Source organism: Achromobacter deleyi (assembly GCF_902859705.1).
Classification (GTDB): Bacteria; Pseudomonadota; Gammaproteobacteria; order Burkholderiales; family Burkholderiaceae_B; genus Achromobacter; species Achromobacter deleyi.
Window position 1 is genome coordinate 354304 of the sequence record NZ_CADIJO010000004.1, and the last position, 19452, is coordinate 373755.

The window sequence follows — 19452 nt, forward strand, 5'->3', positions numbered from 1 at the left end:
ACGCCCCGTTCTGGGAATGTGCCTGGCCCGGGATGCAGACCGCGGGCCGGATTGTTCGAACGACCAGGAACCCGCATTGACCCGTTCCCGCATCCCGTCCGCCCGGCCGCGCCCTGCCCGCAGGTTTGGCGCGGCCCGTCACCCTGGATCCTTGAAGATGGCCCTTGCGCTCGCGCTACTCCTTGGTCTGGCCGCCTACCTGTGCCTGGCAGAGCCGCCACCCCGCGTGGTGCCCTTCTTCGGCATCATGTCGGCGCTGCCCCGCACAGCGCTATAGGGCCGCATCAGGCAAAATGCGCCGTACCGGAAGAATCGACCATGCCTAAACCCACCAAATCCGAAATAGACGCCGAGATCCTCGACCGTGCCGCCGGCCTCTTCGCCCGCCACGGTTTTGCGCACACCTCGCTGCAGCAGATCGCCGACGCCGTGAACTACTCCAAGGCCGGCCTGCTGCACCACTACCCCAGCAAACAGGCCATCTACGAAGCGGCGCTCAAGACCGGTTCGGACCACATGCAGGCCCTGCTGGAAAGCGTCCAGGACATCCCCGTCGGCATCGAACGAGACCGCGCCGTGGTCGAAGCCTCGGTCGACTTCACCTACGACTGGCCCGGCCTGTCCGCCCTGGCCAACCGTTTGTCCGACCAGGGTGCCGACGTCGAACCCGAACTGATCAAGATCGGCGTCACCTTGTACGCCGCACTGGGCATCGACATGGCCAACCTGGAACTGGAACGCGTGGTCCGCGTCACCAGCGCCTTCTGTGGCCTGGGCATCGCCGCCCTCACGGCCGCGCGCATGGACGTCAAACGTGAATGGCGCGGCCATATCATCGCGTCCGCCATGGATGCGCTGGGCCACACAGCAAAAAGCGCCCGCAAGGGGCGCTGATCGGCAAACGGGTCGGCGGGGCTGGGATTGCATGCCAGACCCGCGACGCTGGCGGGCCTGTCATCACCGAGATTCAGCGGCCGATCAATCCACCTGCGCGCCGGACTGCTTCACCGCCTTGCCCCACTTGTCGACCTCGCCGGCAATGAACGTGCCGGTGGCCTCGGGCGTCAGCGGCATCGGTTCTGCGCCGCGATCACGGAAGAACTTCTGCATTTCCGGCGTGCTCAGCACATGGCCGATCTGCTGGCTGAGATAGCCCGTCACCGCCGGCGGCGTGCCGCGCGGGGCCAGCACCGACGCCCAGCCAATCGCCTCAAAACCCGGATAACCGCTTTCCGCCACCGTCGGCACGTCCGGCAGCTGCGGCAGGCGCTTGGCCGTCGTCACCGCCAGCGCCACCGCCTTCTTGCTTTGCACGTGCGGCAGGCCCGCCGTCACCGAATCCACCATCAGCGGCACCTGGTGCCCCAGGAAATCCGCCTGCGCCGGGCCGCTGCCCTTGTACGGAATGTGGCGGATATCGATATTGGCCGCCGCCTTGAACATCTCGGCCGACAGATGCTGCGTGCCGCCGATCCCCGCGCTGGCGTAGGCCAGCTCGCCCGGATTGGCGCGCGCCTGCGTCACCAGTTGCTTGAGCGACGTAATGCCCGATGCCGGCGTCGCCAGGAACATCAGCGGCACCGAAAACACCCCCGACACCGGCGCGAAATCGTTCGTCAGGCTGTAGTTGATGGTCTTGTACAGCGTCTGGTTCACCGCCGCGGCAGAGCCCGCGATCACCAGCGTGTAGCCGTCCGGCGTCGCGCGCGCGGCCTGCTCCATGCCGATATTGCTGCCGGCACCTGCGCGGTTTTCCACCACGATGGGCTGCTTCAGCGCCGTGCCCAGCTTTTCGGCCAGGGCGCGGGCAAAAATGTCGGTGGCCTGCCCCGGCGGGAAAGGCACGATCAGGCGGATGGGACGGTCGGGATACTCGGCATGCGCCGCGGTCGCGGCCGCGGCCAGCACCAGGCCGGCAGCGAGACTGGAAAGAATTCTTGTCATGATCGGTCAGTAAAAAGCGACAGAAGGCGCCGCGCAGGGCCGCGCCTGTTGCATAAAATAGAGAGCCCCGCGCTGGCGGCCCTTTTGGGGCGGCCCTGGGGCGGATCGGCTGGGGGTGCGTCACGATAGCATTCCCCCGCCGGTGCTAAATTCACCTTTTAGCGTTTCCCACCCTTTTTCAACCCCTGTTCTCTCATTCCGCAGGAACCGCCATGGAATTCAGCCAGTTCAACGTCAACGCCCTCATGGAGATCACCTCCCGCCCGGACCTCGTGTTCGTGCGAGGCCAGGGATCCTGGCTGGAGGATCACGCGGGCAAGCGATACCTGGACTTCGTCCAGGGCTGGGCCGTCAACACCCTGGGCCACAGCGCCCCGGAAATGCAGAAAGCCCTGCTCGACCAGTCCAAGCTGCTGATGAACCCGTCCCCGGCGTTCTACAACCTGCCGTCCATCGAGCTGGCCCAGCGCCTGACCGGCGCATCGGTGTTTGACCGCGTCTTCTTCGCCAACAGCGGCGGCGAAGCCAACGAAGGCGCCATCAAGCTCGCTCGCAAATGGGGCCAGGTCAACAAGAAAGGCGCCTACAAGATCATCACCATGAACCACGGCTTCCACGGCCGCACGCTGGCGACTATGTCCGCGTCGGGCAAGCCGGGCTGGGACAAGATGTTCGCGCCGCAGGTCGAAGGTTTCCCCAAGGCCGAGATCAATGATCTGGAATCGGTGCGCGCGCTGATCGACGACCAGACCGTCGCGATCATGCTCGAACCCGTCCAGGGCGAGGCTGGTGTCATCCCTGCCACCAAGGAATTCATGCAGGGCCTGCGCAAGCTGGCTGATGAGCACAAGCTGCTGTTCATCGTGGATGAAGTGCAGACGGGTATGGGCCGTACGGGCACGATGTTCGCTTATCAGCAGTCGGATGTGGTGCCGGACATCATGACGCTGGCCAAGGGCATTGGCGGCGGCGTGCCGCTAGCGGCTTTGTTGGCGCGTCAGGAAGTCTGCGTGTTCTCGCACGGCGACCAGGGCGGTACGTATAACGGCAATCCGTTGATGGCTGCGGTGGGTGTGGCGGTGTTTGATGCGCTGGCTGCGCCTGGCTTTATGGAGTCGGTTAATGCGCGTGCCAAGCAGTTGTCGGAAGGGCTGTTGGCGCTGTCGGCCAAGTACGGCATGAAGGGCGAGCGTGGGATGGGCCTGCTGCGTGCCTTGATCATGGACCGGGACGACGGCCCCGCGATCGTCGAAGCTGCGCGTAACCTCGCGCCGGCCGGGTTGCTGCTGAATGCGCCGCGTCCGAATTTGCTGCGCTTTATGCCGGCGTTGAATGTGACGGGTGAGGAGATTGAGACGATGCTGACGCAGCTGGATGGGTTGATTGCGCAGGTGCGTAAGGCTTGATTGGAGTTTGATGGTAGATAAAACAAGGGTCGCATTTTGCGACCCTTGTTTTTGTTTACATGGTTATTTATGTAGCGTCGGCAATGAGTTAAAGCCCGCTTTCGGCCACAAGCTGACATTGGCCTGTGGTTGCTTTCAGGCAAGTAAGTCGAGAGATTTTCAGAATACTGGAATGTCGTCATATACCCGCCCGCTGCGTAGCTGCCCTCTAGCTCCCCCCGGTCGCCGTCCCTAACCGACTGCGGGCTAGTCGTGTTAGGGCGCGCCCACCGGTCTTCGGGGTAGGTTCATAACTGAGACGCCCGCTGATCGAGCCCAGGCGCGGAATTTATTACCGGCCATCTTCGTAGTGCTGGATGCCCACGGTAGGCCAAACGCGTCGCGAAGTGTGGTGCCAATCAATTCGGGCCTGGCTGCTGGGTTTGCGGTCAATTGGGCCAGCGCTTCGGCTCCGCCGGGCACTCGCATGAGAACTTGTCTTATCGCGGCTGCGTCAGGCGGTTCGGAGGCCAATTTATCGATCAACTCGTGCTGGTCATCGACTAGGAGACCATTCACGTCCAGGACACCGAGAACAAATAGGTCAGTCAACACTTTCTGATGTACCGATTTCGTCAACTCGGTCGGTTGCGATGCTCGCAGTGATCGGAGGTAGGCGAGCGAAGCATCGGGTCGGCTGTGAGGGAAAGTCTTGCCGCGTCGATGTGACTCAATTGAAGCAAGCAACGCTACCTTGCTCCCCGTGTCGGCCGAAGACAGCATTTGTCCCCGCAGTCGCAAAAGGCCACTGTAATCGAGCCAAGTACCAAAGGCGAACGCATAGAGACGCCAGGTCTTTGGCGTTGCTGCGACCGCAGGAAACAGTGCTGGCATTTCGGCCGCTAAGGCATCGATCGAAGTCTCGTCCTTTGCCGAAGTAGAGATCAGTTGCTGGACCTTCCCGAAAACGGCGTGGCGCCGGAGCGATCGAGCGACTCGCTCGCGTATTTCGGCCTCTCTCGGCTCTCGTCCTCTAAATTGCTCCGACAGCATGAGGACACCCGATCTCGGGGACAAAATTCCCAAGAGTCGCAACTCGCGTGAACTGTTAAAGATCACGTGCTGCGTTGTTGATAGACTGGCCGTAGCTTCCTGCACTGTCGCTTCGCCACCTTGGCGAACAATCAACTGCAGCAATTTGCTGGTTGAAGCAGCGCGAAGGCGTAGGATATAAGTGTCTTCCACCGCCAGTTTTCCCGTTATCAGGAATTCCCGGAAGGTGTCCCAGTACACGTCGATTCGCTCGCCGACACGTACGACCAAGCGTTGATCAACAAGCGACTGAATGACGCCTGGATGAACACGCTCGACTATGTCAGACACGAGAACAGGCGCTTCGCGCGCAATCGTACGGAGTGCCTCCTGTTCCCGGGCTTCTAGAGTTGCCAGATCCTGTTGGAACAGGCTCTCAATATTCAGTGAATCAGCCAGAAGTGCTTCTTCGGAAGTTCCGCTCTGCAATTCCTTGAGGATGTGACTTGCTAGCTTCTTCAAGAGCCAGGGCAAACCTTGCGAGTATTCTCGCAGCCGCTGTTTCAGATCCGCAGAGAGATCATGGCCGGCCGCCTTGGCCAATCGACCAAGAAGAGTGTTTACATCCTTCGGACCGAATGGCTCGACATTGAGCACGAGAGAAACGCTTCGTATTTCGTCCCGAAGCCGATAGGGGTAGTTTTCCGTCATTCCGACAAGATCTGTTTTCCAGCAGAAACCGAGCATTACCGGCGACGTGACTTCCCGAACGGCAAGGACTAAGTCCCTGAACTCTTGCGTCAGGCGCTGATCACGAAAAACGTTCTCAAACTGATCGAAGAAAATGAGCAACTGTGCGCGCCTCATCCACTGACATGACTGTAGCGTGCGTACAGCACTCTGTAACGATGCAAATGAGGCGTCCGCAGGAAGTTGCAGTAATTTGGAGTTCTTAGCTTCTTCCAGCGCTCGGCGAAGTGCAGAAGCTACAAATGGTACGGATGACGCAGTGCGTGAATCAAAGACGATAGAAGAGCCACCTCCGCGCTCTATTTCGTGAGCGATTCGTAAGGCGAGTGAGCTCTTTCCCCATCCTGACTGCGCATTCAAGACAATGGAACTTCCGCGATCACGATTCTCGTCCGAAGCACGCCGGACCTGTGCAAGCAACGACTCACGGCCAACAAAATACGCAGGTGAAGCCGGAAATTGATATTCGAAGTCTTCCCGGCTTCCAAACACCGTGACCAGCGTTATCGCCTCGCTGGGAGTTGCATGCACGTCCTCGGTTCTCGGTACGTGTATATCGTAGACGTCCAAACCGGCGGCATAGTCGGACATGGCGAGCAGACGTAACTCTGGTTGGGAGACTGCTTCGCTCGAACGGCTCACTAAGACCCGTATCGGCAATCGAGTCGAACGGTCGATTTGCTTGGCGAGAGCAGCTACGCCGTGCACCGAGATCAATATTGCGTGATCCGAAAGCGTGGTTGACTCGTCTTCTTGTATAGGCTCGACCCATCCACGCTCCTGCACAAGTGCATAGATATTTGTCGCAGTCAAAAGACGAAACTTTGTGTCGCCCTTCTCCAGCCTACGCGCCAGAGTATGGCCGTCGGAGGTCAGACCGGGGATCGCTACAAACCAGCCTCGCGTCTCAGGCGAATCGAGGCGCTCCGTGTGCAATTTGCCATAGAAGGCGCTCAGTGCGTGAGAGGGCAGAGGCGAGCTATAGGCCTTGCACTCGGCGATAGCAGGTTCGCCGGTCAACGCAATGCGCATAGCTACATCCAACTCATAGCCATTCTGCTTGACGTTGAGTGAGCTTGCGGAGGGTGACTCGCAACCTAGAGATTGAAATAGGCGTGCGATGAACTGCTCGAACAAGTGGCCACGCGCATTGGACTGTGCGCCAGAAGTTTCGCCCTCAGCAACGATAACCAGTTGAGGCGCAGCGATATCCAGAATTGGAACTGACTCGGTCATCCTTCTCTTCTCCTGTAGCTTTGCGTAGAGTGTAAGCGAGAGCAACCTCTATCCCAGAGGCGGACCATTCTTGAGGCATCGCGAGCTGTCAAGTTGCCGAATCGTCCCTCGAGCGAAAACTGTAGTCTGACACCTTTTTATTGTTTCTATTTCCACGATTGGCTGCGTCGATTGCCATGCGAGCATGCGCAAGGGGACGCCAGATTGCTAGCGGTCATTGAATGCACGCATCACGCCAACCGGGAGGCGTACGGGGCTGACAGAGCCTGGCCTGTGCTCAATACCAATGGGATCGCTTGCGCCAAGCACCGGGTCGTGCGATTAAAGAGCCAAGCAGATGTCAAGGCACTGCGCGAGCAACGGCTCCGCTGGTTTGGGAAAACACTCGCTGCTCAGACCGGCATCCAACCATCTGCAGTTGCCGCTCACCGTGCTATGCCTTAATAAAGTGCGGGGATATCACGGTCGTTCCGAAGCGGGCAGGCGGGCCATATATGGCGGTGCTGTTCAATCTTTACTTGGTCGGTTGGAGCATGGTGGAAACGGTCAATCGAAATCTGCTTATCAGTGCACTGCAAATGGCTATTGCCACGCGCAACGCGGCTAGGGCTTGATCAACCACAGTGCCCGCGGTGTTCAGTACAGCTCTGCACGATATTACGGACTGCTGGCCGAGCACGGTATTGCCATCAGCACGAGCGCCAAAGGCGGTTCCTACGACAGCACGGTAGCGGAGAGCATCTCTAGCAACCAGGAGAACGAGTTAACACACTATCAGGTCTTCCATAGCCATGAGTGCGCGAGCTACTTAACCGCCCGGCCCGAGAAATCCGGGTTAGTCCAGACTGAACTTTCGAGGGCGAAACCGTAGTTTGACACTCTTAATTTGGCACTAATACATCAATCACCTGCTAGCCACTTCTGAGGGGGAACTGCCTACATCTCGAAGGGCATACGAAGGCATGAATAGCAGTGCACCAATTAGTGGGCTCTGTTTGATTATGAAATCTATCGTTGATGCATAGGTGGGGGGTGACGTGCCTGCGAGACCTAGAAGACGCAAAACCGCGATTCTATTTATCAGCTCCATGAGGGATTGAGGACTGCGGCTACGTACACCTCGATCATTTACAAGAGTGACTGCAGGTCCCAGCTCACACAGCAAGTCATTGATTAAAAATAAGTTTCTCGGATAATTTCTTTGATTCCTCAGGTTCAAACTAATCTTTTTAAGCTGGATTTCACCGTTAGCTGAAATACTTGAAGACTGAAGAAAGTGAAGCGGTTGTGGTTCCGATAAAGTCTACACTCATCTTGACATATGAGTATCAAAGAGATACAAATGTGCTCTTGCTTACAATCCGCTGTAAGCCAATCCTCTAATTAAGGTGAAGACGTTGGCATCCATGACTACAGAACAAAGAGCTGCTTACTTTTTGGAGAAATTGCTGGCTGCAAAAGATAAGTATGCAGCAATCCAAAGTATCAAGGCGGAGTTGGATAGCCTGGTTTTTTCAAAAAATCAGGCTGCGCTAACCACGGAAGATAAGCTCCGTATTATTGAGGAGCTTGAGCTTCAAGCGAAAAATACGCGATACTCAGCTGAGAGTATTGAATTTAAAACTTTTGAAAAAAGCATTACTGCTTCAGATAACAGCAGTATTTTGGATGTTATTAGTGCAATGAAACAGGCGTATGCAAAATGACAATCGAAACTAGTGATATTATTGCCAGCTTAAGTCTTCTTGTTTCTTTTGTTTCGGCGATTTTTGCGTGGAAATCCTCTTCTGCGGCGAACGGGGCAGCAAAGGCGAATCTGAAATTGCAAAATGGCATGATAGAGCTCGAAATTCGACAAGCTATTGAAAATGCCAAGACTAAGGTCAATGACATAGCTGTAATCATGGCTCCATTTTTATCTCAAAAGCAAAGTGAGACCATTACTGTTGAAAATGCAATCACTTTGGACTCGTACAAAAAAAGTTTTGAAGCCGCCATTCAAACTTTAATCAATACGTATGATGATGCGTGTTCGAAATACGTAGACGAAAAACTTGATAAAGAACGTTTTAAAAAGACCTATAGAAATGAGATTCGCAATTTGGTAGAAAATAAAGATCTTCAAGAACATTTTCATCCCATAACCTCTTCTTATAAACCAATTTTAAATGTTTACAAGGAATGGGAGAGTTTGGAATGACTTGAGAGGAAGTTTTTCCAAGCTATGGGTTCGCCTATTTTTCCAACTGAGCTTAGCTCGGGCGTCAGAATTACGTTAATATTTCGGCATGATCCGTGAGAATCCTGTTGGATTTAATATTTTCCGTTTGTTTTTTGCAGAGCCGGTTAAGTTGCCGCTTGTAGACGACTTCAATAGGCTCGAATCGGGCAAAAAATAGGGCGCTGGGGTGCGGAGTGGCTACTACGCCGGATGCTTGCAGTATGAAGGCTGACCTGACGTAGCTTGATGCGCAAGTAGGCGGTAAAGGGGGGTGCTGTCCCGTGTGGGCCACTTTACTCGTGCAGCTAATTTGTCTCGCATCACTCGTACGTCTAACGTCATCGCCGTATACTTTCCCCACTACCGCACCACCGGTAGCCCGGTTTGGAAGCCGGCAATGTCTTTGGCGGACTGCCGCCGTTCTGGCGGCTTTTTCATGTCCGAGCGCCTTTGCACGTCCCTATGGGCGGGCCTTGGCGAGGGTGCGTTCGCGCACGCCGGTTTCCAAAGACGCCGGTCTTCCAACCTTGCCTCGTGCCCGCCCACCCCATTTGGAAGTGGGGAGCGGGCTTCATCAGTCTTTGGAGCCTTTCATGCAATCCCACCCCCTCACCCAAAACCCGTGGCTAATCGACACTGATCCTGAACACGGCCTGGTTCCCCTTGCCCCGCTCTACAACATCGAACGCGCCCGCTTCGCGATCGAGACCATTGCGCGCCTCGTCGGCAACAGCGCTTCTGAGCCTGACGCGACCGGCGCACAGCCGCTGGATGCATGGACCGTCGCTGCATTGATGGGCGGCGTAGAAGGCCTGTGTGCTCATGTGGGCACGTTGACCGACGCCCTGCTGGAATCGGCGCGAGCCTGCGCGGATGATGCAAGTTTCAGCTGCCCTACCCACGACGCGCCCAGGTCGATGCAGTAGGTCTGCTGTGACGGCTTGGGCCTGACAACGCAACACGCATCAAGCCCCAGCCGTCATCTTCGATCCGTCATACCAGCCGCCACCCAACCGCTCACCCCACCTTCCGAAACGCCCGTCGATACATCATCGGGCTCGTCCCCACGATCCCCAAGAAATGCTCCCGCAGCGACACCGCTGATCCAAACCCCACCTCCATCGCGACCCGTTCCACCGGCAGGTCCGTCGTCTCCAGCATCCCCCGCGCACGATTCACCCTGGCCTGGATCACCCACTGCAGCGGACTCACCCCCAGCAGTTCCTGAAACCGCCGATTCAACGTCCTGACGCTGACCGCAGCCTGGTCGGCCAGCGCGCGTACGGTCAGGTTCTCGCCCAGCCGGCCCTCTATCCAATGCAGCAACTGCGTCAGATCCGTATGCGATGTCGGCGTCGGCCTGACGATGAACTGCGCCTGACCGCCCGCGCGTTCCAACGGCACCACCGCCAAGCGCGCGCTATTGGCCGCGACGGCCGTGCCGTGATCGCGCTTGATCATGTGCAGGCACAGATCCATGCCGGCCGCCGCGCCCGCGGACGTGAGCACCTGGCCGTTGTCGACGAACAGCACATTGGGGTTTACCTGAATCTTCGGATAGCGCTGTGCCAACAGGTCGGCGGCTTTCCAGTGCGTGGTGGCCTTCAGGCCGTCTAGGATGCCGCTGGCGGCCAGGACGAACGCGCCCGTGCAGATGGAGGCAATCCGCGCGCCCGCTGAATGGGCGTGTCGCACGACGTCCACGATGTCTTTCGGTATGTCTTGCCTGGGGTCTGCCAACCCGGGAATGACAACGGTATCCGCCGCACGCGCCACGTCCAGCCGCGCGCGAACGTGCAGGTCGTAGGCATGGGTCTTGACCCGCGGCCGGCTGGCGCAGACGTCGACCTGGTACGGCAAACCTCCGTCCAGCGTTTCGGCAAGCTGGAAGATCTCGCAAGGCATGGCGAGGTCGCCCGCGACCAGGCCGTCAAAGGCGAGGACGGCGACGCGGTGGGGAGCTGGCTTGGGCATGCATCAAGTTCCGAAGGGTTGCGCTGGAGGGCCAATTGGGACGGCAGGGGCCGGCAGAGCAGAGGGCCAGACCCGTTTGGGATGGCAGGGACAGGCGAATCTGGGCGCCAGGCCCCCTTGAGGCGGCAATAGCCGCCGGATAAGGACGCCAGCCCCACTTTGGACGACAGCGGCCGACGCATCCACCGATAAAACCCACTTGGCCGATTTCTTTCGAAGATTGGCATTTTGGCCAATGGCCGTCAATGCCGCCACCCCCGACAATGCGGCTGGTCCCATCACAAGCCACAACCGCCATGCCACTGAAAGACCCCGACCCCTCAACCCCTGCCCTGTTCAAGTGGGCGGCCATGCTGGAAGGCGTGACGCTGCTGGTGCTGCTGGGCATTGCGGTGCCGCTCAAGCACCTGGCCGGTGTGCCGAATGTGGTGTCGTGGGTGGGGCCGGTGCACGGCGTGGCGTTCATGGTCTACCTCGCGCTGGCCTGCAATGTGGCGGCGGCGCAGGGCTGGCCGCGCAAGCGGCTGGTGTGGACGTTGGTGGCGACGGTGGTGCCGTTTGGCGGCTTTGTGATTGCGCGGTCGCTGGGCCGCACGGTGCGGGGGTAGGCGATGGCGTATCTGCTGATCAAGTCGCTGCACGTGGTGTTGGTGCTGTTCTGGGTGTCGGGGATGGTGGTGCAGGCGTTCGTGCTGGCGGCGGCCGACAAGCTGCCGGGGCCGGCGTTGCCGCAGGAACTGGCGCGGCTGCGTTTGCTGCGCAAGTGGGAACGCATGCTGACGACGCCGGCGATGGTGGGCGCGCTGGCCAGCGGGGTGTATCTTGCGACCAGCGCGGAGTGGTTTGGCAGCGTGTGGCTGTCGGTGAAGCTGGCGCTGGTGCTGGGCTTGGCGGCGGTGCATGGCATGCAGGCGGGGCGGCTGCGGCGTTTGGCCGAGGCGGCGGGGGATGCGGGCGAGGTGGGACGCGGACGGCTATTGCCTGTGGTGCTGACGGCGCCGGTGTTGATTGTGCTGCTGGTGGTGGTGAAGCCGTTCTGACGCGGGCCTGGGCGCGCGAGCGCATGGCCAGTGCGGGCCGAAAATTATGGACCCTGCAAAAAGAGGACCGAACAATCGCTCAATACTGGCAGAATAATCGGCAAATACGATTCGGCTAGGATCGTCTACGGCATTGAAAAATCAATGAAATATAGACCTCCCAGTTGGAAAATAAACCGGCAAAAAACCAGGTGTATTTGCGCGGATGACTCACCGCAGCAACTCGTTCTGCTGCTTCGGCCTGGCACCCATCTACTACCCCCGCGGTGAACAGGCGGCCCTGATCCGCCCGTGCGGGCGGGTATGCGCACTGTCACGCGATTAGCTCTGTCCGAAGACCCGTCGATCTGGCCGCGCACAGTATTCCTGCGTAAACTTGCCCGCATGCTACGCATCGAAAACCTCACCAAGCGCTACGGCGACTATCTCGTCTTCCAGGGCCTGACGCACACGTTCCCGCCGGGCTGCGTGGCGCTGTGCGAAGAAGACAGCACGGGCAAGTCCAGCCTGCTGGGCATCATCGCGGGCGTGATCGCGCCGGATGCCGGCGACGTCTGGATCGACGGCCATTCGTTGACCCATGCGCCGCAAGCAGCTCGTGCCCGGCTGGCCTATGTGCCCGACAACTGCCTGACGGCGCCGATGCAGACGGGCCGCGGCTTGCTTGAGCAGGTGGCCGCCGAAAAAGGTGTGCCGCTGGACGACGCCACGCTAGACCTGGCCCGCCGCCTGGGCCTGGAACCGCACCTGGACAAGCGCTTCGAGCAGATGTCGACGGGCACGCGCCGCAAGGTTTACCTGACGGCGGCAAACCTGGGGCATCCGGCGGTGGTGATTGCCGATGGCGCGAGCAACGGGTTGGATACGGCGGCGCGCAATGTGCTGGCCGATGTGTTCAAGACCTGGGCCAAGGATCGCGTGGTGCTGTTCGCCAGCCATGATCCCGAACTGGTGCAGGCGTGCGGCGCCCGCTCGGTTGAAGTCGCGGCGCTGCGCTAGCGTCAAGCGTCTTCCAGAAATCCCAACGTTCGCAGCTCGGCAATCGCGCCCAGCTCTTCGTCGCGCCGCTTCTTGGGCGCGGCCAGCGACGCGGCCATCAGCATGGCGGGGCGGTCGGATTCGTCGAATCCCCTCAGCACGCTGTCAGCGACGGGAAAGGCCTGCGCAAAGCGTTTGTCCAAGGCCTGGTGGCCGGGATAGCGGCCGCGCTTGTCCAAAATGACCTGGGTCTGCGGATCGCGCTTGATCAGGTGCAGGGGCACGCCTTCGCAGCGCAGGCCCAGCAGCTTGGCGTCGCTGATGTCCAGGGCCCAGTCGGTGTCGGCGTAAAACGCGGCGCGGGCGGCGTCGAACTGCGCCAGGCGCGAGGCGTCCTGGCAGAAGGCTTCGGGCGTGAGGTTGAGGTTGATCTTGCCGATCTTGCCAACCAGTTTCACGCGCCGAAAGAACGAGGCCCACACGAGCAGGATGGGGTTGGTGGTCAGGTCCTGCACCACCACGTCTTCGAACACGCAGGGCATGATCATCGAATTGACGGCGCGGCAGCCGGACAGGTGGACGTGTTGCACCCGCGACATGCGTGCGGGAATCTTCACCATCGACAGACTGCAGTTGTCGAACGTGCAGTCGTGCAGATGCAGGTCTTGAAAGTGGGATTGGCCCTTGTCATGGGCCATCTGGAATGCCGCGCCTTCGATTTTCTGCATCGTTTGCTCGCGCATTGGCTGGTTCAGGTCGATGCGTGGGTCGGCATAAGTGGCCTTATGCATCGCAAGCCGCGGTACTGGCCGCAGGCATTGCGATGGGATCTTTGCGGCTCGCCTTTCGGCTTGCTTGTCGGCTTACTTCTCGGCGTACTTCTTCGTGGCCGCGTCGTAGACGTAGGTGACGGTGTCGGCTGCGCTCAGCGGTCGGGTCTTGCCCGGGCCGGTGATCATGGTGCCGCTGGGCGTGACGGTCAGGCGGGGCATGTCGCTGCCGGCCTGTGCAGCAAAGCCCAGTTTGCCGCTGCGGGTGGCGCAGGGCATGACGTCGCCGCCGTCGCAGGCCGCAGCGTTGTCGTCGCCGGTGAGAATGCTGCCGACGTAGGTCCAGACGTTTTCCTTGATCTCGTCGCGCGGGCCGATGTTGAAGACGAACAGGGCGTAGCCTTCAAAGCTGACGCCGTTCTCGAAGCCTTCGGTGGGCACGGCCAGCACCAGCTTGCCGGCGGGCGTGCGGTATTCGAGGGGCTTGCGGCGGGTGTCGACGTTTTCGGGGCGCTCGTAGGCGCCGAATTGGCCGATCGTGTGCTCCATGCCGCGGAACTTCCAGGGGCGTTCGGGCGACGAGCCGGTCAGGGTGAAGGTGGCCTCGGCCAGGTTGACCTGGGTGTCGGGGCCGACGTCGTCTTCGCCGGGCTTGCCGTATTTTTCACGGGTGTCCCAGGCAAAGCCGGTGAAATAACGGGTGCCATCCAGGTCGAAGGCGTGGCCGAACCAGTAGGTGGCGACGCTGCCGTTGGCGACCTCATAGGAATCGGCGCCTTTGCCGTCGATCTGGTAGATGAAGTACAGGACGGTGGGGCCGTCGGGCGGCGTCACGGCGGCGGCCTGGGCGACGTCCAGCTTGGGGGCGGCCGGCTCGGCGGCGTGGGCGGCAGGGGCGAATGCGGCGGCCAGCGTGGCAGCGCACAGGCCGGCCACGGCGGTGCGCAGGCGGGCGGAAAAGCGGGCGTTCAGACGGGTGTGCATGTTGGATATCTTCTTGTCGGACTCGTGAAAAGCGCCTTGTGCTTGCCTGCCCTTGCATTGGGTTGCAAGAGGGTGCCCCTCCCGGGAGACGGCCTGGATCGTCAGTACCGCCAGCGGCTTGGCGCAATCTGCGGCGCCATGTTAGTGGGCAGCCCGGTTACGCGTCGGACAGCAGTTTGCCAATTGTGTCGGACTGCAAGAGCTGGGCATGGCTCACGGAGCGCCGGGCCGGTGCCGGCCGTTGATATCGGCCTGCGCCGACGCGTCGTCAGGCCAGCAACGACAAGGCGTGATCCAGCGACAGCACGTGCGTGCGCGAGGCGAAGGCCGTGGCAAACAGATGTTCGTGCACGACTGGGTCCGGGTCGTAGCAACAGTCCTTGACTGTGTAGAGCTGGAAGTCCGCGTCGCTGGCGTAGGCGATGGACGACAGCATGACGCCGGTAGACGCGATGCCAACCATGATGAGGGTATCGACCCCCTGTGCGGACAGGCGTAGTTCCAGGTCGGTGCCGAAGAACACGCTGGCGCGGTGGGCAATGATGACGGGTTCGCTGATCTGCCGGCCCAGTTCGGGCGAGATTTCGTCGTCGGTGAACAGACCCATCTGCTTGATGCCCTGCCCGTTCTTGTTCAGCGGGCTGACCTCGGGGTAGTCGGGGCTGAAGTGGATCTTGGCGAAATAGACGGCAATGCCGGCGCGCCGCGCGGCATCGCAGAGCTGGCGCGTGTTGGCGAGCAAGGTGGGGGCAACCGACGGGAACAGCGTGGTGATGTCGGTCTGGTAGTGCATGACCAGCAAGGCGGTTTTTGCCGGCACGAGGGTATGGCCGGATTCAACGCGTGAGGACATGGCGGGTATCCGATAGGAAGGTCCTGGGAACGGGGGTGACGTTCTGGCGGCCGGCCGCGGGTGGCAGGGCCGGCGCGTTATTGATCATAAGGGGGAAACGGGGCGGTGGCACAGCGGGCCGCCTACGGGTTTTACCCGGGTGCTAACGGTCGGTCTGGTCCGCGATGACGCGTGCCACTGCCGTCAACGACCGTCGCAGGTCATCCAGCCCCACCGACCCCAACGCCAGGCGGATGGCGTGCGGCACGTGCGTGACGGCGAAGGGATGCGCGGTAGAGACCGAGATCCGCTCTAGCATCAAGGCCATCGCGATGGCGTCGGCGCGCACTTCTTGCGCCAGCGGCAGCCAGACGAAGTAGGACGTGGGATGGCTGACGGGGCCGAGTCTGCCCAGGATCTCGGCGGCGATGCGTTGGCGCTGCGCTGCGTCGCGCCGCTTCTCGGCTTCCAGCCGGGCGACCGTGCCGTCTTCGATCCAGCCGCAGACGATGGCCGTCATGGTGGCAGGCGTGTTCCAGGTCGTGGCGCGAATGGCGCGTTCCAACTGGGGCACCCAGGCGGGCGGCGCGCTGATGGCGCCCACGCGCAGGCCCGTGGCCACGCTCTTGGACAGGCTGGATACGTAGACGGTGGCTTCCGGCACTCTTGCCGCGAGGGGCGGCGGCGCGTGTTCCGCCAGAAAGGCATAGGCGCCGTCTTCGATCAGGATCAGCGCGTGCCGGCGAATGATGACCGCCAAGGCTTCGCGCCACGCGTCGCTGGCGACCCAGCCCAGCGGATTGTGCAGGGTGGGCATGGTGTAGACCGCCCGCACGCGCCGACGACGGCACAGGTCCGCCAGGGCATCCAGATCCATGCCGTCTGGCGTTGCCGGCACGGGCGCCAGTTCCAATCGCGAGAATTCCGCCGCCAGCTTGAAGCCGGGGTACGTCAGCGCGTCGACGGCCACCACATCGCCCGGTTCGAACAAGGCCATCGCAGCGATGGTCAAGCCATGCTGTGCGCCGCTGACCAGCAAGGTTGAGTCCGCGGATGCCGGTACGCCTCGGGCCGCCATATGGGCTGCGGCGACCGCCCGTTCGGCATCGCTGCCGCCGTGGGGCCGATAGCGCAGCAGCGCATCGGCATCGCCCTTGGCGGCCAGCCGGCGCAGCGCGGTGCGGTACAGGTCGGACTGGCCCGGCAGGGTCGGGGAATTGAAGGTGAGTTCGGTGGTGTCGTCATTCCAGGCGCGCAGGTCAATGCCGTGGCCGCGCGGTAGCGCTTCCTTGACGAAGGTGCCGCGGCCGGACTCGCCGCTGACCAGTCCCATCACCTGCAGTTCGGCGTAGACGCGCGTGGCGGTGGCCAGCGCCAGCCCTTCGCTGGCAGCCAGGTCGCGGTGCGTGGGCAGGCGCGTGCCAGGGCGAAGGCGGCCGGCGCGGATGTCGGACGCCAGGCGATCCACCACTTCTTTGTAGCGGGACAGAGGCACGGAAAGCGTATCCATGACGATTATTTGGATGCGTCGATTATCGGGCCTAGGATGGCGTCGCACAACGCACCGGGCGGTGCGTATCCGATCTTCAGCGTCAGCGGTTCTCAATCATGGATTTCAGTTTTCAGGTCATCGCGGTATCCGTCGTCGCGGTCGGTGTCATCGGCTTCATGAAGGGGGCGTTCGGTGGCGGCTTCGCCATCATCGGCATTCCCTTGCTGGCGTTGGTGATGGACCCGATCAAGGCAGGCAGCCTGCTGGCGCCGATCTTCGTGGCGACCGATTTCTACGCGTTCAGGTACTGGCGTCCGCGCACGTGGTCGCGGCCCGACCTGGCGTACCTGGTGCCAGGGTTGCTGGTGGGGGTGGTGGCTGGCTATGTCGTGCTGCGCCACGTGAACCGGCACGTGGTCGAGATATTGATGGCCGTCACCACCCTGCTCTTCGCCTGGCTGTGGTGGCGTGGCGGCGCGGTGGCGGGCCAACGCCCACGCTCGAAGAACAAGGCGTTGCTGGCCGGCAGCGCGTCCGGCATCACGACGATGGTGGCGCACTCGGGCGGGCCGCCGCTGGCCATGTATCTGCTGCCATTGGGCCTGTCCAAGGAAATGTATGGCGGGACGACCAGCATGTTCTTCACCATCGGCAACTTGCTCAAGGCGGGGCCTTGGCTGGCGGTGGGGGAACTGACGGCGGGGTTCTGGGGGCTGGTGGCAATCTGCCTGCCGGCGGCGTTTTTTGGGGTGTGGGCGGGGTGGCGGCTGCACCATCGGCTGAATCAGACGCAGATGGTGCGGGCTTGCTATGGCTTGCTGGTGGTGACGGCGGTGAAGCTGTTGTGGGATGGGGTGGCGGGGGTGATGGGGTGGGGATGAAGGCGCCGTTGCTCGCGGTGTGTTTTGGAGTTCGAACCCAATTCAGCTCAATTCAGCTCAACCGGTGAGCTGAATTGAGCTGATTCTCCTATTCCTAGGCTGATTGGAGAGGCACGTCAGTCAGTAGACGCCGCAACTCGTTGGATTTGGCTGAGCGAATCCCGATACGGTAGGGGTGTACCCATCATTCCGATCGTCCGATATCCGGGCTCATGCGCGTAGCCGCACGATAAGTCTCGCCACAATGATGGAGCGAGCGCATTTCAGGCAACGAGGCGCTGGTGCGTGCTAATTCATCAGCCTAGCGCTGGTTTCTCCATTGGGCGTAGATCCCGCACATCATTTCGTGTCGGTTGATTTTTATACGCAACTTGCGTACATTTATATGAGAGCTTTGTTCGTTGAACTCCCCGCCTTCTCCCGTTACCGCTCTGACTATCTGGATGATGACGGCTTTCTTAGCCTGCAACACACCATGATGAAGAATCCCGAAGCTGGCGACGTGATCGAAGGCACAGGTGGCCTGCGCAAGCTACGCTTCGGCGATACGCGGCGCGGCAAGGGTAAGCGCGGCGGTTTGCGGGTCATTTACTACTGGTGGGACGGTGGTTCGCAATTCTGGTTGTTCACGCTATACGACAAGGATGAAATGAGCGATTTGAACGCCAAGGAAAAAAAGGCGTTTAAGAATATGTTGAGTGCTGAACTGGAGGCCAGGAGATGAAGAAGCGAAATCTATATGCGGAGCTTTCCGAAGGCATCGATGCACTATCGAGTGCTCGCGAAGGAAAACAGACTTTACGCACGCATAAGTTGGAAGTGAATCCAGCACCTGACGTGACAGCTGAAGAGGTGCTGGCTTTGCGTGAGCGCCTGCATCTATCGAGGCAAGTATTCGCCCACTATCTACGCACGAATCCCCGCACCTTGGAAAACTGGGAGCAAGGTCGCGCTAAGCCGAACGCGCAGGCGGCATTGCTGATTCGTCTGGTTGAAAAGTTTCCAGATACGGTAGAGCGGCTGGCGGCAGTGTGAGGAGCCCGGCGCCAGTTCGCCGCTCAATGACGTCGTTGCTCTAGGTTTCCTCGCTCTGCGTTAGCTCTCCCCTCACTTCCCCCCCGTCGCATCCAAAAACGTCCCCGTCACAAACGACGCTTCCGCACCCGCCAGCCACAGGATCGCGCGCGCCACTTCCTCAGGCTGACCGCCGCGTCCCATCGGGATCGAATCCTTCACTCGGTCCACCCTGCCCGGTTCGCCGCCGCTGGCGTGCATCTCGGTGTAGATGTGTCCGGGGCGCACGCAGTTCACGCGGATGCCTTCGCGCGCCACTTCCTTGGCCAGGCCGATGGTGAAGGTTTCCAGCGCGCCCTTGGATGCGGCGTAGTCGACGTATTCGTTGGGGCTGCCCAGCCGCGCCGCGCCCGATGACACGTTGACGATGGCGCCGCCGCGGCCGCCGTGGCGCTGGGACATGCGCTTGATGGCCTGCTGGGCGCATAGGATGGGGCCGATGGCGTTGACGGCGAAGATGCGTTGCATGCGCTCGTAGCCCAGGTCTTCCAGCCGCGATTGCTGCGCGATGATGCCGGCGTTGTTCACCAGCACGTCGATGCGGCCGAATTCGCGGTCGATGGCGGCGAACAGCTCGGTGACCTGGCCGGGGTCGGCGCTGTCGGCACGCACGGCCAGCGCGCGGCGGCCATGGGCTTCGACGTGTGCGGCGACGTCATACGCGGCAGACTCGTTCGAGACAAAGCTGATGGCGACGTCGTAGCCCTGCTCGGCGGCCAGGCGCGCGGTAGCGGCGCCCACGCCGCGGCTGCCGCCTGTGATCAGGATCAACGGGGCCTGGGAAGTAGCTGTCATGGCAAGAACCTTTTCGTGATGAGAGGATGCCGCGAAGGTCGATCGAGCGTTACCCCCGCGCGTT

Annotated in this window: 20 protein-coding genes; 12 read left to right on the forward strand and 8 right to left on the reverse strand. The window is 60.8% G+C overall.

Features of this window, described 5'->3' with window-relative positions:
• Positions 1-318 precede the first annotated feature (318 nt).
• Entirely contained in the window at positions 319-894 is a 576-nt protein-coding gene (locus tag HV798_RS08755) for a TetR/AcrR family transcriptional regulator (RefSeq protein ID WP_175192241.1), read from the forward strand.
• Between the two features lie 84 nt (positions 895-978).
• Here HV798_RS08755 and HV798_RS08760 read toward each other — a convergent pair whose 3' ends face one another.
• Complete coding sequence (locus tag HV798_RS08760; protein ID WP_175192240.1) at positions 979-1944, reverse strand: Bug family tripartite tricarboxylate transporter substrate binding protein; 966 nt, start codon at positions 1942-1944, stop codon at positions 979-981.
• Positions 1945-2156: 212 nt separating this feature from the next.
• Here HV798_RS08760 and HV798_RS08765 point away from each other — a divergent pair, with 212 nt between their 5' ends.
• Positions 2157-3350: an acetylornithine transaminase gene (locus tag HV798_RS08765; RefSeq protein WP_175192239.1), complete on the forward strand. Its 1194-nt coding sequence runs from the start codon at positions 2157-2159 to the stop codon at positions 3348-3350.
• 255 nt (positions 3351-3605) lie between these two features.
• Here the strand turns inward: HV798_RS08765 and HV798_RS08770 are convergent, their stop codons facing one another.
• Complete coding sequence (locus tag HV798_RS08770) at positions 3606-6347, reverse strand: nSTAND1 domain-containing NTPase (protein ID WP_175192238.1); 2742 nt, start codon at positions 6345-6347, stop codon at positions 3606-3608.
• 204 nt (positions 6348-6551) lie between these two features.
• Here HV798_RS08770 and HV798_RS31920 point away from each other — a divergent pair, with 204 nt between their 5' ends.
• The 4 genes from HV798_RS31920 to HV798_RS08785 all read left to right on the forward strand — a co-directional run bounded on the left by HV798_RS31920 (position 6552) and on the right by HV798_RS08785 (position 9494).
• Positions 6552-6791, forward strand: coding sequence for a hypothetical protein (locus HV798_RS31920; RefSeq protein ID WP_425486131.1), 240 nt, complete (start codon positions 6552-6554; stop codon positions 6789-6791).
• 962 nt (positions 6792-7753) lie between these two features.
• Positions 7754-8053: a hypothetical protein gene (locus tag HV798_RS08775; protein WP_175195743.1), complete on the forward strand. Its 300-nt coding sequence runs from the start codon at positions 7754-7756 to the stop codon at positions 8051-8053.
• A complete protein-coding gene (locus tag HV798_RS08780) occupies positions 8050-8547 on the forward strand; it encodes a hypothetical protein (protein WP_175195745.1) in 498 nt (165 codons plus the stop codon). Before HV798_RS08775 ends, HV798_RS08780 begins: the two co-directional genes overlap by 4 nt.
• A gap of 614 nt (positions 8548-9161) precedes the next feature.
• Positions 9162-9494: a hypothetical protein gene (locus HV798_RS08785; protein WP_175195747.1), complete on the forward strand. Its 333-nt coding sequence runs from the start codon at positions 9162-9164 to the stop codon at positions 9492-9494.
• Between the two features lie 91 nt (positions 9495-9585).
• Here the strand turns inward: HV798_RS08785 and HV798_RS08790 are convergent, their stop codons facing one another.
• Positions 9586-10542, reverse strand: coding sequence for a GlxA family transcriptional regulator (locus HV798_RS08790; RefSeq protein ID WP_175195749.1), 957 nt, complete (start codon positions 10540-10542; stop codon positions 9586-9588).
• 296 nt (positions 10543-10838) lie between these two features.
• On the opposite strand from HV798_RS08790, the gene HV798_RS08795 reads away from it, so the two are divergent.
• The 3 genes from HV798_RS08795 (at position 10839) to HV798_RS08805 (ending at position 12581) form a co-directional block, all read left to right on the forward strand.
• Positions 10839-11150 carry a DUF3817 domain-containing protein gene (locus HV798_RS08795; protein WP_175195751.1) on the forward strand — a complete coding sequence of 104 codons (312 nt, stop codon included), beginning with the start codon at positions 10839-10841 and terminating at the stop codon, positions 11148-11150.
• 3 nt (positions 11151-11153) lie between these two features.
• On the forward strand, positions 11154-11582 hold the full coding sequence (locus HV798_RS08800) for a CopD family protein (protein ID WP_175195753.1): 429 nt from the start codon (positions 11154-11156) through the stop codon (positions 11580-11582).
• Between the two features lie 384 nt (positions 11583-11966).
• Entirely contained in the window at positions 11967-12581 is a 615-nt protein-coding gene (locus HV798_RS08805) for an ABC transporter ATP-binding protein (RefSeq protein WP_025140024.1), read from the forward strand.
• Between the two features lie 2 nt (positions 12582-12583).
• Here HV798_RS08805 and HV798_RS08810 read toward each other — a convergent pair whose 3' ends face one another.
• The 4 genes from HV798_RS08810 to HV798_RS08830 form a co-directional block, all read right to left on the reverse strand.
• Positions 12584-13351 (reverse strand): hypothetical protein, encoded by a 768-nt coding sequence (locus tag HV798_RS08810; protein WP_246288631.1) that lies wholly within the window; start codon positions 13349-13351, stop codon positions 12584-12586.
• Between the two features lie 72 nt (positions 13352-13423).
• Positions 13424-14314, reverse strand: a complete 891-nt coding sequence (locus HV798_RS08815; protein ID WP_217481159.1) for a hypothetical protein — start codon at positions 14312-14314, stop codon at positions 13424-13426.
• 268 nt (positions 14315-14582) lie between these two features.
• Positions 14583-15167: a cysteine hydrolase family protein gene (locus HV798_RS08825; protein ID WP_175195755.1), complete on the reverse strand. Its 585-nt coding sequence runs from the start codon at positions 15165-15167 to the stop codon at positions 14583-14585.
• 142 nt (positions 15168-15309) lie between these two features.
• Positions 15310-16641: an aminotransferase-like domain-containing protein gene (locus HV798_RS08830; RefSeq protein ID WP_175195757.1), complete on the reverse strand. Its 1332-nt coding sequence runs from the start codon at positions 16639-16641 to the stop codon at positions 15310-15312.
• 113 nt (positions 16642-16754) lie between these two features.
• Here HV798_RS08830 and HV798_RS08835 point away from each other — a divergent pair, with 113 nt between their 5' ends.
• The 3 genes from HV798_RS08835 (at position 16755) to HV798_RS08845 (ending at position 18554) form a co-directional block, all read left to right on the forward strand.
• The gene (locus HV798_RS08835; RefSeq protein ID WP_175195759.1) at positions 16755-17519 is read left to right on the forward strand and encodes a sulfite exporter TauE/SafE family protein; all 765 of its coding nucleotides are present in this window, start codon (positions 16755-16757) and stop codon (positions 17517-17519) included.
• A 385-nt stretch (positions 17520-17904) separates the two neighbouring features.
• Complete coding sequence (locus HV798_RS08840; RefSeq protein WP_175195761.1) at positions 17905-18243, forward strand: type II toxin-antitoxin system RelE/ParE family toxin; 339 nt, start codon at positions 17905-17907, stop codon at positions 18241-18243.
• Entirely contained in the window at positions 18240-18554 is a 315-nt protein-coding gene (locus HV798_RS08845) for a helix-turn-helix domain-containing protein (RefSeq protein WP_175195763.1), read from the forward strand. The genes HV798_RS08840 and HV798_RS08845 overlap by 4 nt, the downstream gene beginning before the upstream one ends.
• Before the next feature lie 72 nt (positions 18555-18626).
• Here the strand turns inward: HV798_RS08845 and HV798_RS08850 are convergent, their stop codons facing one another.
• Entirely contained in the window at positions 18627-19388 is a 762-nt protein-coding gene (locus tag HV798_RS08850; RefSeq protein ID WP_175195765.1) for an SDR family oxidoreductase, read from the reverse strand.
• Positions 19389-19452 lie beyond the last annotated feature (64 nt).

Excerpts from the sequence above, each read along its gene's own strand:
- HV798_RS08755 (WP_175192241.1), top strand. The coding sequence starts at position 319 with ATGCCTAAACCCACCAAATCCGAAATAGACGCCGAGATCCTCGACCGT.
- HV798_RS08760 (WP_175192240.1), bottom strand. The coding sequence starts at position 1,944 with ATGACAAGAATTCTTTCCAGTCTCGCTGCCGGCCTGGTGCTGGCCGCG.
- HV798_RS08765 (WP_175192239.1), top strand. The coding sequence starts at position 2,157 with ATGGAATTCAGCCAGTTCAACGTCAACGCCCTCATGGAGATCACCTCC.
- HV798_RS08770 (WP_175192238.1), bottom strand. The coding sequence starts at position 6,347 with ATGACCGAGTCAGTTCCAATTCTGGATATCGCTGCGCCTCAACTGGTT.
- HV798_RS08775 (WP_175195743.1), top strand. The coding sequence starts at position 7,754 with ATGACTACAGAACAAAGAGCTGCTTACTTTTTGGAGAAATTGCTGGCT.
- HV798_RS08780 (WP_175195745.1), top strand. The coding sequence starts at position 8,050 with ATGACAATCGAAACTAGTGATATTATTGCCAGCTTAAGTCTTCTTGTT.
- HV798_RS08785 (WP_175195747.1), top strand. The coding sequence starts at position 9,162 with ATGCAATCCCACCCCCTCACCCAAAACCCGTGGCTAATCGACACTGAT.
- HV798_RS08790 (WP_175195749.1), bottom strand. The coding sequence starts at position 10,542 with ATGCCCAAGCCAGCTCCCCACCGCGTCGCCGTCCTCGCCTTTGACGGC.
- HV798_RS08795 (WP_175195751.1), top strand. The coding sequence starts at position 10,839 with ATGCCACTGAAAGACCCCGACCCCTCAACCCCTGCCCTGTTCAAGTGG.
- HV798_RS08800 (WP_175195753.1), top strand. The coding sequence starts at position 11,154 with ATGGCGTATCTGCTGATCAAGTCGCTGCACGTGGTGTTGGTGCTGTTC.
- HV798_RS08805 (WP_025140024.1), top strand. The coding sequence starts at position 11,967 with ATGCTACGCATCGAAAACCTCACCAAGCGCTACGGCGACTATCTCGTC.
- HV798_RS08810 (WP_246288631.1), bottom strand. The coding sequence starts at position 13,351 with ATGCATAAGGCCACTTATGCCGACCCACGCATCGACCTGAACCAGCCA.
- HV798_RS08815 (WP_217481159.1), bottom strand. The coding sequence starts at position 14,314 with ATGCACACCCGTCTGAACGCCCGCTTTTCCGCCCGCCTGCGCACCGCC.
- HV798_RS08825 (WP_175195755.1), bottom strand. The coding sequence starts at position 15,167 with ATGTCCTCACGCGTTGAATCCGGCCATACCCTCGTGCCGGCAAAAACC.
- HV798_RS08835 (WP_175195759.1), top strand. The coding sequence starts at position 16,755 with ATGGATTTCAGTTTTCAGGTCATCGCGGTATCCGTCGTCGCGGTCGGT.
- HV798_RS08840 (WP_175195761.1), top strand. The coding sequence starts at position 17,905 with ATGAGAGCTTTGTTCGTTGAACTCCCCGCCTTCTCCCGTTACCGCTCT.
- HV798_RS08845 (WP_175195763.1), top strand. The coding sequence starts at position 18,240 with ATGAAGAAGCGAAATCTATATGCGGAGCTTTCCGAAGGCATCGATGCA.
- HV798_RS08850 (WP_175195765.1), bottom strand. The coding sequence starts at position 19,388 with ATGACAGCTACTTCCCAGGCCCCGTTGATCCTGATCACAGGCGGCAGC.